Source organism: Kribbella deserti, from assembly GCF_042434725.1.
GTDB lineage: Bacteria > Actinomycetota > Actinomycetes > Propionibacteriales > Kribbellaceae > Kribbella > Kribbella deserti.
In genome coordinates this window covers 244,414-259,576 of the sequence record NZ_JBHLTC010000006.1, presented here as the reverse complement: position 1 = coordinate 259,576, position 15,163 = coordinate 244,414, and the positions used below count along the sequence as shown (strand labels likewise).

At 68.4% G+C, this 15,163-nt stretch carries 13 protein-coding genes; 11 read left to right on the top strand and 2 right to left on the bottom strand.

Going from position 1 to position 15,163, the window contains the following annotated elements:
• Positions 1–6 precede the first annotated feature (6 nt).
• Entirely contained in the window at positions 7–309 is a 303-nt protein-coding gene (gene napA, locus ACFFGN_RS06630; protein WP_380044429.1) for a nucleoid-associated protein NapA, read from the bottom strand.
• 194 nt (positions 310–503) lie between these two features.
• On the opposite strand from napA, the gene ACFFGN_RS06625 reads away from it, so the two are divergent.
• The 10 genes from ACFFGN_RS06625 to ACFFGN_RS06580 all read left to right on the top strand — a co-directional run bounded on the left by ACFFGN_RS06625 (position 504) and on the right by ACFFGN_RS06580 (position 13,360).
• Entirely contained in the window at positions 504–1,931 is a 1,428-nt protein-coding gene (locus ACFFGN_RS06625) for an amidase (protein ID WP_380044428.1), read from the top strand.
• Positions 1,922–2,911, top strand: a complete 990-nt coding sequence (locus ACFFGN_RS06620) for a Gfo/Idh/MocA family protein (RefSeq protein WP_380044427.1) — start codon at positions 1,922–1,924, stop codon at positions 2,909–2,911. Before ACFFGN_RS06625 ends, ACFFGN_RS06620 begins: the two co-directional genes overlap by 10 nt.
• A 6-nt stretch (positions 2,912–2,917) precedes the next feature.
• Positions 2,918–4,315, top strand: a complete 1,398-nt coding sequence (locus ACFFGN_RS06615; RefSeq protein ID WP_380044426.1) for an alpha,alpha-trehalose-phosphate synthase (UDP-forming) — start codon at positions 2,918–2,920, stop codon at positions 4,313–4,315.
• Positions 4,302–5,726 carry an FGGY family carbohydrate kinase gene (locus ACFFGN_RS06610; RefSeq protein ID WP_380044425.1) on the top strand — a complete coding sequence of 475 codons (1,425 nt, stop codon included), beginning with the start codon at positions 4,302–4,304 and terminating at the stop codon, positions 5,724–5,726. The genes ACFFGN_RS06615 and ACFFGN_RS06610 overlap by 14 nt, the downstream gene beginning before the upstream one ends.
• A gap of 289 nt (positions 5,727–6,015) precedes the next feature.
• Positions 6,016–7,302, top strand: coding sequence for a sensor histidine kinase (locus tag ACFFGN_RS06605; RefSeq protein WP_380044424.1), 1,287 nt, complete (start codon positions 6,016–6,018; stop codon positions 7,300–7,302).
• On the top strand, positions 7,223–7,894 hold the full coding sequence (locus tag ACFFGN_RS06600; protein ID WP_380044423.1) for a response regulator transcription factor: 672 nt from the start codon (positions 7,223–7,225) through the stop codon (positions 7,892–7,894). The genes ACFFGN_RS06605 and ACFFGN_RS06600 overlap by 80 nt, the downstream gene beginning before the upstream one ends.
• Positions 7,895–8,029: 135 nt before the next feature.
• Positions 8,030–10,201, top strand: coding sequence for an MMPL family transporter (locus ACFFGN_RS06595; protein ID WP_380044422.1), 2,172 nt, complete (start codon positions 8,030–8,032; stop codon positions 10,199–10,201).
• 165 nt (positions 10,202–10,366) lie between these two features.
• Positions 10,367–10,786, top strand: a complete 420-nt coding sequence (gene panD, locus ACFFGN_RS06590) for an aspartate 1-decarboxylase (protein WP_380044421.1) — start codon at positions 10,367–10,369, stop codon at positions 10,784–10,786.
• Between the two features lie 42 nt (positions 10,787–10,828).
• Positions 10,829–12,250: an aminopeptidase P family protein gene (locus ACFFGN_RS06585; RefSeq protein ID WP_380044420.1), complete on the top strand. Its 1,422-nt coding sequence runs from the start codon at positions 10,829–10,831 to the stop codon at positions 12,248–12,250.
• A gap of 162 nt (positions 12,251–12,412) precedes the next feature.
• Positions 12,413–13,360 (top strand): SMP-30/gluconolactonase/LRE family protein, encoded by a 948-nt coding sequence (locus ACFFGN_RS06580; RefSeq protein ID WP_380044419.1) that lies wholly within the window; start codon positions 12,413–12,415, stop codon positions 13,358–13,360.
• Positions 13,361–13,468: 108 nt separating this feature from the next.
• On the opposite strand, the gene ACFFGN_RS06575 is transcribed toward ACFFGN_RS06580, so the two are convergent.
• Positions 13,469–13,768 carry an HU family DNA-binding protein gene (locus ACFFGN_RS06575; RefSeq protein WP_380044418.1) on the bottom strand — a complete coding sequence of 100 codons (300 nt, stop codon included), beginning with the start codon at positions 13,766–13,768 and terminating at the stop codon, positions 13,469–13,471.
• Between the two features lie 193 nt (positions 13,769–13,961).
• On the opposite strand from ACFFGN_RS06575, the gene ACFFGN_RS06570 reads away from it, so the two are divergent.
• Positions 13,962–14,972 (top strand): LCP family protein, encoded by a 1,011-nt coding sequence (locus tag ACFFGN_RS06570; protein WP_380044417.1) that lies wholly within the window; start codon positions 13,962–13,964, stop codon positions 14,970–14,972.
• Positions 14,973–15,163: the final 191 nt, after the last annotated feature.

Sequence of the window (15,163 nt, the reverse complement as noted above, 5' to 3'; positions counted from 1 at the left end):
GAGGGCTCAGACGTCGATCCCGAGACGGCGCGCCGAGCGGGCCCGCTGACGGGCGGCTCGCAGGCGGCGCAGGCGCTTGACCAGCAACGGGTCGTGAGCAAGAGCCTCGGGACGATCGATCAGGGCGTTCAGCACCTGGTAGTAGCGGGTGGCGGACATCTGGAACTGATCGCGAATGGCCTGTTCCTTGGCGCCGGCGTACTTCCACCAGTGGCGCTCGAAACCCAGGATGGCGCCATCACGCTCGGACAGCCCCTCAACGGCCTGCTGAGCGGCGGTGTCGGCGGCTGCGGCGTTCGCGCTGTCCATCGGCTGGTGACTCCCGTGCGGTCGGTGATCGTCCGTCCGCGCCCCACTGTACGTGGCGAACAACAGCGATGTCATTCACCAACGGCCTTCGGGCGCGTGTGTCAGGTACGGGAACCAGCATGCCGGACGGCACCGACAATTCTCCGACACGGTGTCCGGCAGGCGCTTGCCCGGACTCTGGCAGGATCGTTGACGTGACCACGACCCGACCGTCTCCCACCCCCGCTGGCCGGGGCAGCGCGAGCGCCCGGGTCGAGGCGTTACAGGCCCGGCTGGACGAGGTCGATCCGCTCGTCAGAGCCGTTTGCACGCCGAATCCGGCCGCCCGCGCCGACGCCGCCCGGCTCGACCAGGAATCCGCCGCGGGCCACGTGCGCGGCGCGCTGCACGGCGTACCGGTGCTGGTGAAGGACAACATCGACACCGCGGGCCTGGCCACGACCGCCGGGTCGAACGCGCTCGCGAGCCAACCACCGCCCGCGCACGACGCTCCCCTGGTCCAGCGCCTGCGCGAGGCGGGCTGCGTCATTCTGGGCAAGACCAATCTCAGCGAGTGGGCCAACTTCCGCGGCGCGGGTTCGAGCTCGGGCTGGAGCGCGTACGGCGGCCTCACCCGCAATCCGTATGCACTGAACCGGTCCGCGGGTGGATCCTCCAGCGGTTCGGGCGCGGCGGTCGCGGCCGGTCTCGCGGACCTGGCCATCGGTACCGAAACGAACGGGTCGATCGTTTGTCCGGCCGCCCTGAACGGCGTGGTCGGCATCAAGCCCACGGTCGGGCTGATCCCGCAGCGGGGCATCATCCCGATTTCGCATTCGCAGGACACCGCCGGTCCGATGGCCAAAACCGTGCGGGAGGCCGCCGCGCTGCTCTCGGTGCTCGCGGCCGACGGCAAGGACTACGCCGCCGCCTGCGCCGATGACGGCCTGCAGGGCGTCCGGATCGGCGTACCGCGTGGATCCGCCTGGGGCTACTCGGCCGGGCTGGACCGCGTCAGCGAACAGGCCCTCGAACTACTGTCCCGAGCCGGGGCAACCCTCGTGGACGGCTTGAGCCTCCCGACACCGGGCCAAGACGAGCAACTGGTTGTGCCCTGCCACGAGCTCAAGACCGGTATGGCGGCTTACCTGGCCACCCGAGCCGAGGGCGGGCCTCGAACGCTGGCAGACCTGATCCACTACAACCGGGCGCATGCCGACGTAGAACTGCGGTACTTCGGCCAGGAGTTGTTCGAGCAGGCTGAGCAGACCGATGGCCTCGACAGCCCGTCGTACGTCGCAGCGCGGCTGGCGGGGTTGCGAACCGGCCGCGACGGGATCGACGACCTGCTGAAGACGCACCAGCTCGACGCCTTGGTGATGCCGGCGTACACCCCGGCCTGGACGATCGACCTGATCAACGGCGACAACGTGCTCGGAAGCTCATCGACGCACGCGGCGCTGGCCGGCTATCCCCTGCTGTGCGTGCCGTCCGGCCTGGTCGAGGGTCTGCCGGTCGGCCTGATCTTCGGCGGTACGGCGGGCAGCGACGCCAACCTGATCCGGCTGGCGCACGCCTTCGAAACGATCCGCACCGCGACCCAAGGCCCCTTCCCGACACCGGAGTTCAAAGCATGGATCTGATCCGCTGGGGAATCGTTGCCACCGGCAACATCTCGGGGTCGTTCACCCGCGATCTGGCCGAACTGCCCGACGCCGAGGTGACGGCCGTCGCGTCGCGAAGCATGGCCAGTGCCGACCGGTTCGCCGAGGTCCATGGCATCGCCCAGCGGTTCGACGACTACCGAGCGCTGATCGACTCGAAGGTCGTCGACGTGCTCTACATCGGTACGCCGCATCCGCAGCACTACGCGGTCGCCCGGGCGGCGCTCGAGGCCGGGGTGGCGGTGCTGTGCGAGAAGCCCGTCACGCTCAACGCGCGGCAGGCCCGTGATCTGGCGGATCTGTCGCGGGCCAACGGCACGTTGTTCGCCGAGGCGATGTGGATGCGAACGGACCCGGTCATCCAGGCCTACTTCGAGGACCTTCGCAGCGGCGTGATCGGTGCGCCCAAGCAGGTGCTCGCGGACTTCGGCTTCTTCAAACCTGAACTACCCGAGCGGCTGCTCCGGCCGGACCTCGGCGGCGGCGCGTTGCTCGATCTCGGCATCTATCCGGCCACCTTCACGTATATGGCCCTGGGCAAGCCCGAGGCGATGACCGCGATGGCCGAAGTGAACGAGGACGGTGTGGATCTCGTCACATCGATGATCTGGCGCTACCCGGGCGCGATGGCCTCGCTGACCTGCGGTATGACCGCGCAGCTGCCCTGGATCGCCGCTGTCAGTGGGCCTGAGGGCAGTCTGATGCTGCCGCATCGCTGGCACCACCCGGACCACTACATTCGCCGTACGGCAAAAGGTGACGAACGCATCACCGTACCGAAGAGTGGACTTGGGTACCACTATGAGGCAGCCGAGGTGATGAGATCGCTACGGGCGGGGTTGACCGAGTGCCCGGCGTTTCCGCACGACGAGACCATCGACATCCTCGACCTGCTCGACGAGGCTCGCAGACAGACCGGGGTCACCTACCCCGGCGACGACGAATTTCTGGGTGGATGACACTGCATGCAGACCAGCCGTAGCGATTTCGTGGTGGTGGCCAACCGGCTCCCCGTGGACCGGGTCGAGACTCCGGAGGGAGGCACCTCCTGGCGGCGCAGTCCGGGCGGTCTGGTGACCGCCCTGGCCCCGGTGATGCAGCGCCACCAGGGCGCCTGGATCGGATGGTCCGGCGCCGCCGACGAGAAGCTCGACCCGTTCGACACCGAAGGCATGCACCTGGTGCCGGTGACACTGACGGCCGAGGACATCGAGCTGTACTACGAGGGCTTCTCCAACGCCACCTTGTGGCCGCTCTACCACGACGTGATCGCGCCACCGGAGTTCCACCGCGAATGGTGGGAGTCGTACGTCGCGGTCAACCGCCGCTTCGCCGAGGCCGCCGCCGACGCGGCCGCCGACAACGCCCTGGTCTGGGTGCACGACTACCAGCTGCAGCTGGTCCCCGCGATGCTGCGCCGGCTCCGTCCGGACGTGCGGATCGGGTTCTTCCTGCACATCCCGTTCCCGCCGACCGAGCTGTTCGCGCAGATGCCGTGGCGCCGGCAGATCCTCGATGGGCTGATGGGTGCGGACCTGGTCGGCTTCCAAAGACCGGGGGCCGCCTCGAACTTCGCCCGGCTGGCGCGCAACCGGATGGGCCTGCGCACCCGTGGCGATCGCATTCACCTGCCCGACGACCGGATCGTGCGGGCCAAGTCGTTCCCGATCTCGATCGACGTCGGTGAACTCGAGGAACTCGCGCGCAAGCCCGAGACGCTGGCCCGCGCGCAGGAGATCCGCGATGAGGTCGGCAATCCCGAGCACATCCTGCTCGGCATCGACCGGCTCGACTACACCAAGGGCATTCGCCAGCGGATTCGCGCCTTCGGCGAACTCCTGGACGAAAAACGCGTCTCCGTCGACGACGCCGTTTTCGTCCAGGTCGCGACCCCGAGCCGCGAACGCGTCGAGCAGTACCGGGTACTGCGCGACGACATCGAGCTGCTGGTCGGCCGGATCAACGGTGAGCACGGCCGGATCGGCACGCCCGCGATCAACTACCTGCACACCTCGTTCGCCCGCAACGAGATGGCCGCGCTCTACCGGGCGGCCGACGTGGCGGTGGTCACGCCGCTGCGCGACGGTATGAACCTGGTCGCCAAGGAGTACGTCGCCTGCCGGTACGACGACACCGGCGCGCTGGTGCTGAGCGAGTTCGCCGGCGCCGCCGACGAGTTCCGCCAGGCCTTCCTGGTGAACCCGCACGACATCAACGGTATGAAGGACACCATCGTCGAGGCCATGCACACCGACGACCGGCAGCTCGGCCGCCGGATGAAGGCGATGCGCAAGCACCTGGCCGCGCACGACGTGAACGTCTGGGCCGCCGCGTTCCTCAAGGCACTTCATGCCGAGGAGTGACGGGCCGGTCCTCGCGCTGGACCTCGGTACGTCGTCCGGACGAGCGCTGGTCCTCGACGAGACCGCCACGCCCGTTCCCGGCGCCCTCGCCCGGCACAAGGTCCAGCCGGTGTACGGCGCCCAGGGCGAGGCCACGCTGGACCTCGACGGGTACGTCGACGGCCTGCTCGCGTGTATCGACGAACTGCACGCGGGCGGTCATCTCGAGCACATCCAGCACATCGTGCTGTCGTCCCAGTGGCACTCGATCGTTGCCCTCGACAACTCGGGCAAGCCGCTCACGCCGGTGATCCCGTGGGTCGACACCCGCTCGATCCCACCGGAGCTGCCGGCCGATTTCGACGAACGCGTCTTCCACGCCCGCACCGGCGCCTACCTGCACCGGCTCTACTGGTCGCGCCGGATCCCCTGGCTGCGCTCGGTTCTCGGTACGTCGGCCACGGCCTTCGCGGGTCTGCCCGATCTCGTGATCGAACGCCTCACCGGCGAACGCCTGACCTCGGTCTCGGTGGCCTCCGGCACCGGCGTACTCGATCTCGCCACCGGCCGGTACGACGCCGAGGCCCTCGAAATCGCCGGCGTCTCGCCGTCCCAGCTCCCGTCGATCGTGCCGTCGCGCTGGGCCGGGCGGCTCTCGCCGTCGTACGCCATGCGCTGGCCTTCGCTCGTCGCCGTACCGGTCCATCCGCCAACTGGCGACGGCGCCGCGTCGAACGTCGGCACGGGCGCCTACGACGAATCCACGGCCGCGGTGACCATCGGCACGTCGGCCGCGGTGCGGGTGGTCCACCCGATCGCCGACGCGCCGGAATTGCCGTGGGAGTTGTGGCGGTACCGCGTCGACGACGAGCGTGCCGTGACCGGGATGGCCTTTTCCGCGGCGGGAAACATGCACGCGTGGTTGACCGGAGTACTCGATCTGCCCTCGCCCGAGCCGGAAGGCGTGGAGGTTGGATCGTCGCGAGTGATCGCGATCCCCTTCCAGGCCGGGACCAGACCGCCGGAGACCGTGCCGGGTGGTTCGGGTGTGTACTTCGGGTTGTCCTTCGACGACACGGCGGCGGACCTACTCGCGGCTTCGTTGCAGGGCACGTCGCTGGAGATCGACCGGGGATTGCGAATGCTCGACTCGCTGTTCGGGCGTGAGCTCGAGGTCGTACTCGGCGGGGGTGGCATCCACGCGTCGTCCTGGTGGCGCCGGTGTCTGACGGCCACGTTCGGACGCGAGGCGGAGGTCTGCTCGGAAGCCGAGGTAGGCGCGCGTGGCGCGGCCGCGGTCGCACTCGGACTGTCCCCGTCGGCAGGCGGCGACCGGCTCGTGCCCGACAGCGCCGACATCGAACGCGTTGCTCGCCTTCGCCCCCGCTACGAGTCGCTCCGCTCGCTGGCTGCGGAGGCTTCGTCGGTTTAGGGGGTATCGGTCGGGTCGGTTTGTGGCACCCGTCCCCCTGAGTGGTCGCGATTGTCAGGTCGGTTCGGGCCGCGTTAAGGGTTGGGGATCGCTTGGGAGTTTCGCGGGTCGGCGTGTCAACTGGGAGGTCGGCGTTCGAACCTTGACGGGTCGACCCCCGATTTCACACGTCGACCCCTGAAAAGGTGGCCGGGATCCGGCAGGTACTGCGTTCGCGGTACCTGCCGGGTACGACCGCGAGGCGACGCGGCCGCGGGGTGGTAAGCCGTACGGTGGGGGGATGGCCGGCGTGTCTGCACAATCGAATCGGCACTGGCCCGAAATGCCCTGGGATCCGTGGTTCCTCCGGCATCCGTTCATCGCGGACGCTCTGCTCGGGGCGGCGGTCCTGTTCGTCATGCTGCTCGAACCCCGGCACGGCCTGGGCTTTCCCGACAGCCGGACGGCCGCCGGGCTCAGTGTGGCCGCGGCTTGCGCGCTGATTCTGCGCCGGAGGCTTCCGTTCCTGGTCCTCGTCGCGACGACCGGCTGCGCGCTGGCGTACGTCGTGGCCGAAGGGGTCAAGAGCCCGATCGGGGTGGCGATCGCGGTCGCGATCTACACGCTGGTGGTCAAGTCCGGGCGCCGGGTGGCTCGCACGATCACGACGGTTGTGGTCATGGTGGTGATGGTCGTGGCCACCACGATCTTCACCGACGGCGACGTGCTGGAGAACTTGAGCGTCTCCGTGCTGACCCTGCTCGGCGCGGCCATGGGTGAGGCCGTGCTGTACCGGCGCGCGTACGAGGCCGAGCTGGCCGAGAGCCTGCAGCGGGCGGAAGAGGCACGGGCGGAAGAGGCACGCGGCCGGACCATCCAGGAGCGCCTGCGCCTGGCCCACGAACTCCACGACGTCATCGCGCATCACATCGCCCTGATGAACGTCCAGGCGGGAGTAGCCTCGCACTTCCTCCGGGATCGGCCGGAGGAAGCAGAACGTGCACTGGCCGAAGTGCGTAATGGCGGCCGTACCGTCCTGACCGAGCTGACGATCCTCCTAGGCGTACTGCGCAGGTCCGAGGACCACCAACTGCCTACAGCGCCCATGCCCACTCTGCAGGAGCTAGGCGCTTTGATCGACTCGTTCCGTGCAGCAGGGCTTCAAGTCGAGTGGACGCCCCAAGACGGTCTGCAGCCACTCCCGGAACTTGTAGAGCTCACGGCCTACAGAGTGATCCAGGAATCTCTCACGAACGTGGTGAAGCATGCGCCGGGCTCAACCGCCCGAGTCGAGTTGACCCAGGCCAAGAAGGCCCTAACCGTCACGGTCACCAACTCCGGCGGTACGGCTGCACCAAGCAGTACGCCGAGCGGCACGGGCCACGGGCTCCTAGGTATGCGCGAACGCGTCCAGTCCGTCGGAGGCCAGGTGAACGCCTTACCTGTCGGGACGGGTGGATTCCAAGTGCAGGCCGTTCTGCCCATCTGTGAGAGCACCAACGACCAAGGAGAACCACGTGACGATCCGGGTGTTGCTGGCCGACGACCAGACACTGATCCGGCGCGGGTTCCGCGTCCTGGTCGACTCTGCCCCTGATCTCGAAGTCGTCGGCGAAGCCGCGAACGGGCACGAGGCGGTCGAGCTGGCTCGTACCGAACGGGTCGACGTGGTCCTGATGGACATCCGCATGCCCGGCCTGGACGGGCTCGCGGCCACCCGGCAGATCGCGGCGGACGAGTCGCTTGCCGGTGTGCGGGTGCTGATCCTGACCACCTTCGAGATCGACGAGTACGTGTTCCAGGCGTTGCGGGCCGGCGCGAGCGGTTTCCTCGGCAAGAGCGTCGAACCAGCCGAACTCATCGACGCCATCCGGATCGTCGCCCGCGGAGACGCCCTCCTGTCCCCTAAGGCGGTTCGTGGCCTGATCGACCGCTTCCTGGCACAGCCCGAACTGGACCAGGCGGCGGCTCCGGCGGAACTCGCGGTTCTCACCGAGCGGGAGCGGGAAGTGCTCGGCCTGGTCGCGACGGGCCTGTCGAACGACGAGATCGCCGAACGCCTGGTGGTTTCGCCGATGACGGCCAAGACGCACGTCAACCGCGCGATGGTGAAACTCGGCGCCCGCGACCGTGCCCAGCTCGTGGTGATCGCGTACCAGAGCGGCCTCGTTCGCCCCGGCAGCCGCTGACCTACCCCGTCCACCGCAGTGCCTTGGTAGCACCGCGGCGGTACGGCGACGGCCGGCGTACGACGGTTGCGGTAGACCGAAGAGCCCGCGGGCGGTCGACGCGGGTTACGGCGTCCAGCCGCGAGGCTCGTGGGTATGGCTACCTACCTGTACCGCCTCGGCCGGTTCGCCTTTCGCCGGCGCAGACTTGTTGTCCTGGTCTGGCTGGGATTACTCGCCGTCGGGGTCACCGGCGCGGCGACGCTGTCCGGCCCGACCGGCGGTGGATTCTCCATTCCTGGCACCGAATCCCAGCGCGCTATCGACCTGCTCGAGCAGCGTTTCCCCGAGTCCGGCGCCGATGGCGCGACCGCCCGGGTCGTCTTCCAGGCGCCACCCGGCGAGAAGCTCACCGACCCCGAGAACACCGCCGTCATCCGGTCCACCGTGCAGCGGATGAGCTCCGCGCCGCTGGTCGGGCAGGCCGCCGATCCGTTCCAGAGCCGGTCCGTCTCGGCGGACGGCCTCGTCGCGTTCTCCCAGGTCACGTACACCGTCGGGGTCGACGAGATGAGCCCCGAGGCGCAAGACGCGTTGAAGGCCGCGGCCGAACCAGCCAGGGCGGCCGGTTTGACCGTCGAGTACGGCGGTGACGCGATGCAGGTCCAGGAGGAGCAAAGCCTGACCGAGGTGCTGGGGATCGCGGTCGCGGCGGTGGTTCTGCTGATCACCTTCGGCTCGCTCGTGGCCGCAGGTCTTCCGTTGCTCTCGGCCCTTATCGGCGTCGCTATCGGCGTCGCCGTGATCACCGCGACCACCGGCTTCATCGATATCGGCGAGGGCACCCCGATTCTGGCGCTGATGATCGGCCTGGCGGTCGGAATCGACTACGCCTTGTTCATCATGTCGCGATACCGGCACGAGCTGGCGGAAGGCTTCGAGCCCGAGGAGGCCACTGGAAAGGCCGTAGGCACGGCTGGATCCGCAGTGCTGTTCGCGGGACTTACCGTCGTCATCGCGCTGGTAGGCCTGTTGGTCGTGGGTATCCCGTTCCTGGCGCAGATGGGAATAGCTGCCGCCTTCACCGTGGTGATCGCCGTGCTGATCGCACTAACGCTTGTACCCGCCCTGTTCGGTTTCGCGGGCCACCGGGTGCAGGGCCGTCGTACCACCCGCAAGGTACGTACGAAGCCCACGGCCGGTCGTAGGTGGGCCGGATTCGTTACGCGCAACCCGATCCCGGTACTCCTCGTCGCCGTACTAGGCCTAGGCGTAGTCGCAGTACCGGTCCTGGACCTCGAGCTAGGTCTGCCCGACGACAGTACGGCTGCACCCGAGTCGAGCCAGCGCAAGGCGTACGAGATCCTGACGGCCGGATTCGGCCCTGGGTTCAACGGACCCCTCATGCTCGTCGTAGATGGCGCCGGAGCCTCGGACCCGAAGGCGACGGCTGCCGAGGTCGGGACCGCCGTACGGGCCCTGCCAGGTGTGACCGCCGTAACGCCGCCGACGTTCAACCCGGCGGGTGACACAGCCTTGCTGACGGTAATCCCTTCAAGCGGCCCGAGTACGCCGGAGACGAAAGAGCTGGTGGAGGCCATCCGCGACCTCCCGCGCAGCGATGTCGCAGTGACGGGCGCGACGGCCTTCAACATCGATACGTCGGCCAAACTCGGTGCCGCGCTCGCGCCGTACCTGCTGCTGGTAGTCGGACTGGCGTTTCTGCTGTTGATGCTGGTCTTCCGCTCGATCCTGGTACCGCTCAAGGCCACGCTGGGCTTCCTGCTGACGGTCGGTTCGACCTTCGGCGCGGTGGTCGCGGTGTTCCAGTGGGGCTGGTTCGCGGACCTGTTCGGGATCGAAGGCCAGACCGGGCCGGTGATCAGCATGCTGCCGGTCTTCCTGGTGGGCATCGTGTTCGGGCTCGCGATGGACTACCAGGTGTTCCTCGTCACCCGGATGCGGGAAGAACACGTGCACGGTGCTGAACCGGTCGAGGCGGTCGTGGACGGCTTCAGTCACGGCGCCCGGGTGGTGACCGCCGCCGCGGTGATCATGATCGGGGTGTTCGGCGGGTTCATTCTGTCGCCGGAGACCTTCGTCCGCGAGATCGGCTTCGGCCTCGCGATCGCCGTCGCCATCGACGCCTTCGTGGTCCGGATGACGATCGTGCCCGCGGTGATGGCCCTGCTCGGCCGCTCCGCCTGGTGGCTGCCGGCCTGGCTCGACCGCCTGCTGCCGAACGTCGACGTCGAAGGCGAGTCCCTCCGCACCCCACCACCCGCGCCGGCCATACCCGAACGCGAACTCGAACCCGCCGCCCGCTGAAGCCCTAGCCCCTGGTGCGTTTCTTTCGTCGCAAATCCGCCCTCTCCCCGCCGCTGGCCGGTACCGGTCCGCTCTGGCTGAGGGGGTGGATTGCGACGAATGAACGCCAAAGGGTGGTGACGGCCGCCACTGACAGGTTGGGCCGGAGACCGGATCATGTGGGCCATGCAGCGCGAGATGATGAAGTCGAAGGTGCACCGGGCCACGGTCACGCAGGCGGACCTGGACTACGTGGGGTCGTGCACGCTCGACGCCACCTTGATGGACGCGGCGAACCTGCTGCCGGGCGAGAAGGTGGACATCGTCGACATCACCAACGGTAACCGGCTGTCCACGTACCTGATCGAAGGTCCGCGCGATTCCGGCATCGTCGGCATCAACGGCGCCGCGGCCCACCTGATCCACCCCGGCGATCTGGTCATCCTGATTTCGTACGGCCTGTTCGAGGACTCCGAGGCCAAGGTCTTCGAACCGAGCGTAGTCTTCGTAGACGAGCAGAACGCGATCACTCGCATCGGCTCGGACCCGGCCGAGGCGCTGCCGGAGGGCACCACTCTCCGCGGCGACGAGGTGCACACCCGCTGACCGTGACGACCGCGGCGGCCGAACGACGAAGGACAGTCGCCGATGACCGACGAACAGGCCCCGAAGACCGCCTCGCACGACCCGCACACCCCCGAAAAGCTGCGGGCGTTCATGAACCAGGGCTGGGGTGACATCGAGCGGCACGACGTGACGCTGAGTGATGTCGGCTCCTGGGCCGCGAAGCGCCGGGACCGGCTGTCCGAGGCCTTCCCGGGCGAGCGGCTGGTGATCCCCGCGGGCACGTACAAGGTCCGCTCGAACGACACCGACTACGTCTTCCGCCCGCACACCGACTACGTCTGGCTGGTCGGCGATCAGACCTCGGACGCCGTACTCGTGCTCGAGCCGCACGGCACCAGCGGTCACGACGCCGTGCTGTACTTCCGGCCGCGGTCGGAGCGCAGCCAGGGCGAGGAGTTCTGGCGCGACCGGATGTACGGCGAGCTGTGGGCCGGTCGCCGCCCATCGCTGACCGAGACCTCGCGCGAGTTCGGCATCGAGACCCGGCACGTGGACGAACTGGCCGGCGCGCTGAAGAACGACGTACCGACCCGGGTCCGCCGCGACGAGGACGCCACCATCGCCGCCCTGGTCGGCAACGCCGACGCCGACCGCGACAACGAGCTGGCCCGGACCCTGTCGGAGCTGCGCCTGGTCAAGGACGCGTTCGAGATCGAGCAGCTCCGCGAGGCCTGCGCGATCACGCACCGCGGCTTCTCCGACGTACTGGCCGAGATGGACAAGGTCCGCAAGTACGGCGAGCGCTGGATCGAGGGCACCTTCTGGCGGCGCGCCCGGGCCGAGGGCAACGACGTCGGCTACACCTCGATCGCGGCCGCCGGTCCGCACACGACCACCCTGCACTGGATCGAGAACGACGGCCCGGTCAACGACGGCACGCTGATGCTGCTCGACATGGGTGTCGAAGGCCGTCACCTCTACACCGCGGACGTCACCCGCACGCTGCCGGTGAACGGCGAGTTCACGCCACGGCAGCGCGAGCTCTACCAACTCGTGCTGGACTCGCAGCAGGCCGGTATCGCGGCGCTGAAGCCCGGTGCGCCCTTCATGGCCGCCCACCGCGCCTCGATGGAGGTCATCGCGAACGGCCTCGAGGCGATGGAGCTGCTGCCGGTCTCGGCCGAGGAGGCCCTCGACCCGAGCAGCATGATCTACCGCCGCTGGACCCTGCACGGTGTCAGCCACATGCTCGGTCTCGACGTCCACGACTGCGCGGCGGCGCGGGACGAGAAGTACAACAAGGGCACGGTCGAGCCGGGCTACGTGCTCACGGTCGAGCCCGGGCTGTACTTCCAGGCCGAGGACCTGACCGTGCCGGAGGACCTGCGCGGTATCGGCATCCGGATCGAGGACGACATCCTGATCACCAACGACGGCACGGAGAACCTGTCCGACATGCTGCCGCGCGAGATCGACGACGTGCAGAACTGGATGGCGGGCTGAGGATTGCTCGCTGACCGGGTTGTTCTTCCGGACGAGGTTGAACGTTTGACGATGCAGCCTACGGTGGGAATGTTCCCGTTCTCATGACGGGAACATCACACCAGCCGATGAGTCGGCCGTGCGGTTCTCGGGGAGCCGGCTCCACGTCAGGGAGGACCCGCCATGTCCCGCCGCCGTACCGTTTTCCGAGCCGTTCAGGCCGTCGCCGGAATGCTCGCGCTGTCCGGCCTCGTACTCTCCGCCGCTCCCGCCTCGGCGAGCGGCGCCTTCCCTGCCCGCGTCGAGCTGCCTAACGGGTTCCAGCCGGAGGGCATCGCGATCGACCGGGCCGGTCAGGCCTACTTCGGCTCGCGTCTGAACGGCGACATCTACACCGCCGATCTCCGTACGGGCGAGGGCCGGATCCTCGCCAAGGGCCCCGGCACCGGCTCACTCGGCATGAAGGCCGACAACCGCGGCCGGCTCTTCGTGGCCGGTGGCGGCGGTGGCGACGGCCGGGTGATCGATACCCGGACCGGGAAGCTGCTCGCGTCGTACACCTTCACCAAGGCCACCCCGACGTTCGTGAACGACGTGGTGCTGAGCAAGACCGCGGCCTGGTTCACCGACTCGAACCAGCCCGTGCTCTACAAGGTGCCGCTAGGGCGTCACGGGCTGCCGCCGCAGTCGGCCGTTCAGACCATCCCGCTGACCGGCGACTACCAGCACGTCGCGGGCTTCAACGCGAACGGCATCTCGCTCACACCCGACGGCCGGAGCCTGCTGATCGTGCAGTCGGCGACGGGCTTCCTGTTCAAGGTCGACCCGAGCACGGGCGTCACCCAGCGGGTCGATCTCGGCTCGCCCACCACCTTGCTGACGAACGGCGACGGGCTGCTGCTGCTCGGCAATCGCCTGTACGTCGTGCAGAACCGCCTGAACAAGATCGGCGTATACGACCTGAACCACGCCGGCACACGCGGCCGGCTGGTCAAGGAGATCACCAGCACCGACTTCGACGTACCGACCACGGCGGCGGCGTTCGGGGCGCGGCTCTACCTGCCGAACGCCCGCTTCACCACCCCGCCCACGGCCGACACCCCGTACTGGGCAACCGCCGTCCGCCGCTGACCCCACTCGACCGCGCGGCCAGGCCTGCCTCGCGCTGTGGCCGGCGAGGCTTAGGCCTGGCTGACCGCGCGGTGGTCGCTCAGGCCTGGCTGACCGCGCGTTGGCCGGTCAGGCCTGGTTGACCGTGCGGAGGTCGCCGCGGGCGGCGGCCTTCAGGCGGCTACCGCAGGACAGCCGCACCGAGTAACCGGCCGGGATCGCCAGCGGCTCGCCCGTCTGGGGGTTCCGGCCGGTGCGCGGGGCGCGCTTGACCCGCTCGATGCTGAGCAGACCGGTCAGCGAGACCTTGTCGCCCTTGTGCACGGCCTCCGTGACCACGTCACCGAGGGCGTCGAGCACCTTCTCGGCCTGGTTGCGCGGGATACCCGCCTTCTCTGCGACACCTGCGACCAGCTCACTGCGGTTCACGGCACTCCTCGAAAACTCTCGCTCCTCCCGGTGGGTTCGCCCCGCCGGACCGACTCCCGCACCTTAACTGAAATGATTGTCGTTAGCGAGAGGGATCGAAAAAACGAGGGTTTTCCGCCTGCGCGCGACACCGAGTGAGCAGCTCGCTACCACTTACGCGCAGTTTTTGCACAGTCCCGCTACGGTCGATGCCATGAGCTATGTAGAGCCGGTCGACCCGCGATATGCCGCCGTTCCGCCGAAGAAGAAGCGCCGCTTCGGCCTCGGCCGCCTGATCGGCCTGCTCGTGCTGCTGTTCGTACTGATGCTGATCTGCGTACCCCTGTTCGCCTGGGGCAAGATCAACAAGGTCGACGCGATGCCGTCGGGGGACCGCCCGGCCGAGACGCCCGGTACGACGTACCTGATGGTCGGTTCGGACAGCCGCGAAGGCCTCACCGCCGAGGACAAGCGCAAGCTCGGAACCGGCAGCACCGGCGGGCGCCGTACCGACACGATCATGCTCATGCACGTACCGGCCTCGGGTGGCCCGACCGCGCTGATCAGCCTGCCGCGCGACAGCTACGTGCCGATCCCGGGCCACGGCAAGAACAAGATCAACGCGGCCTTCTCGATCGGTGGTCCCAAGCTGCTGACCCAGACCGTGGAAGGCGTGACCGGCCTACGCGTCGACGCGTACGTCGAGATCGGCTTCGGCGGATTCGTGGACATCATCGACAGCGTCGGCGGGATCAACCTCTGCCTGCCGAAGGCCATCAAGGACGCGAAGGCGCACATCAACCTGCCCGCGGGCTGCCAGGACCTCGACGGGCCGAAGGCGCTCGGTTACGTCCGCGCCCGGTACTTCGACCCCAAGGGTGACCTCGGCCGGGTCGAACGCCAGCGCCAGATGATCGGTGCCGTCGCGAACAAGGCCGTCTCGCCGGCGACGTTCCTCAACCCGGTCAGGTACTTCAACGTGCTGACCTCCGGCGCCGACGCCCTGACCATCGACGAGAGCACCGGACCGATCGACCTGTTCCGGTTCGCCCGCGGCATGAAGGCCGTCGCGGCTGGCAAGGGCGGCATCACGCTCACCGTGCCGATCTCCGACACCAACCTCAACACCTCGGCCGGCTCCGCGGTGAAGTGGGACACCGAAAAGGCCCGGGCCCTCTTCAAAGCCCTGAAAGAAGACCGCACCTCAACCCTCACCGGCTCCTAAAGACCTTCGCCCGCCGCGGGCGCCCCAACCGCCCACGCTGTGGCATTCATCGGTGCGAACTTGCCCTCATCCGCCCGCTGGCCAGCACTGGGCGGCGGTGAATGCGGGCGGACCGCCGCCGCACGCCTGCATTCATCGGTCCGAATCCGCCCTCTGCTTGCTTGCCGACCTGCACTGGCCGGTGGATTGAG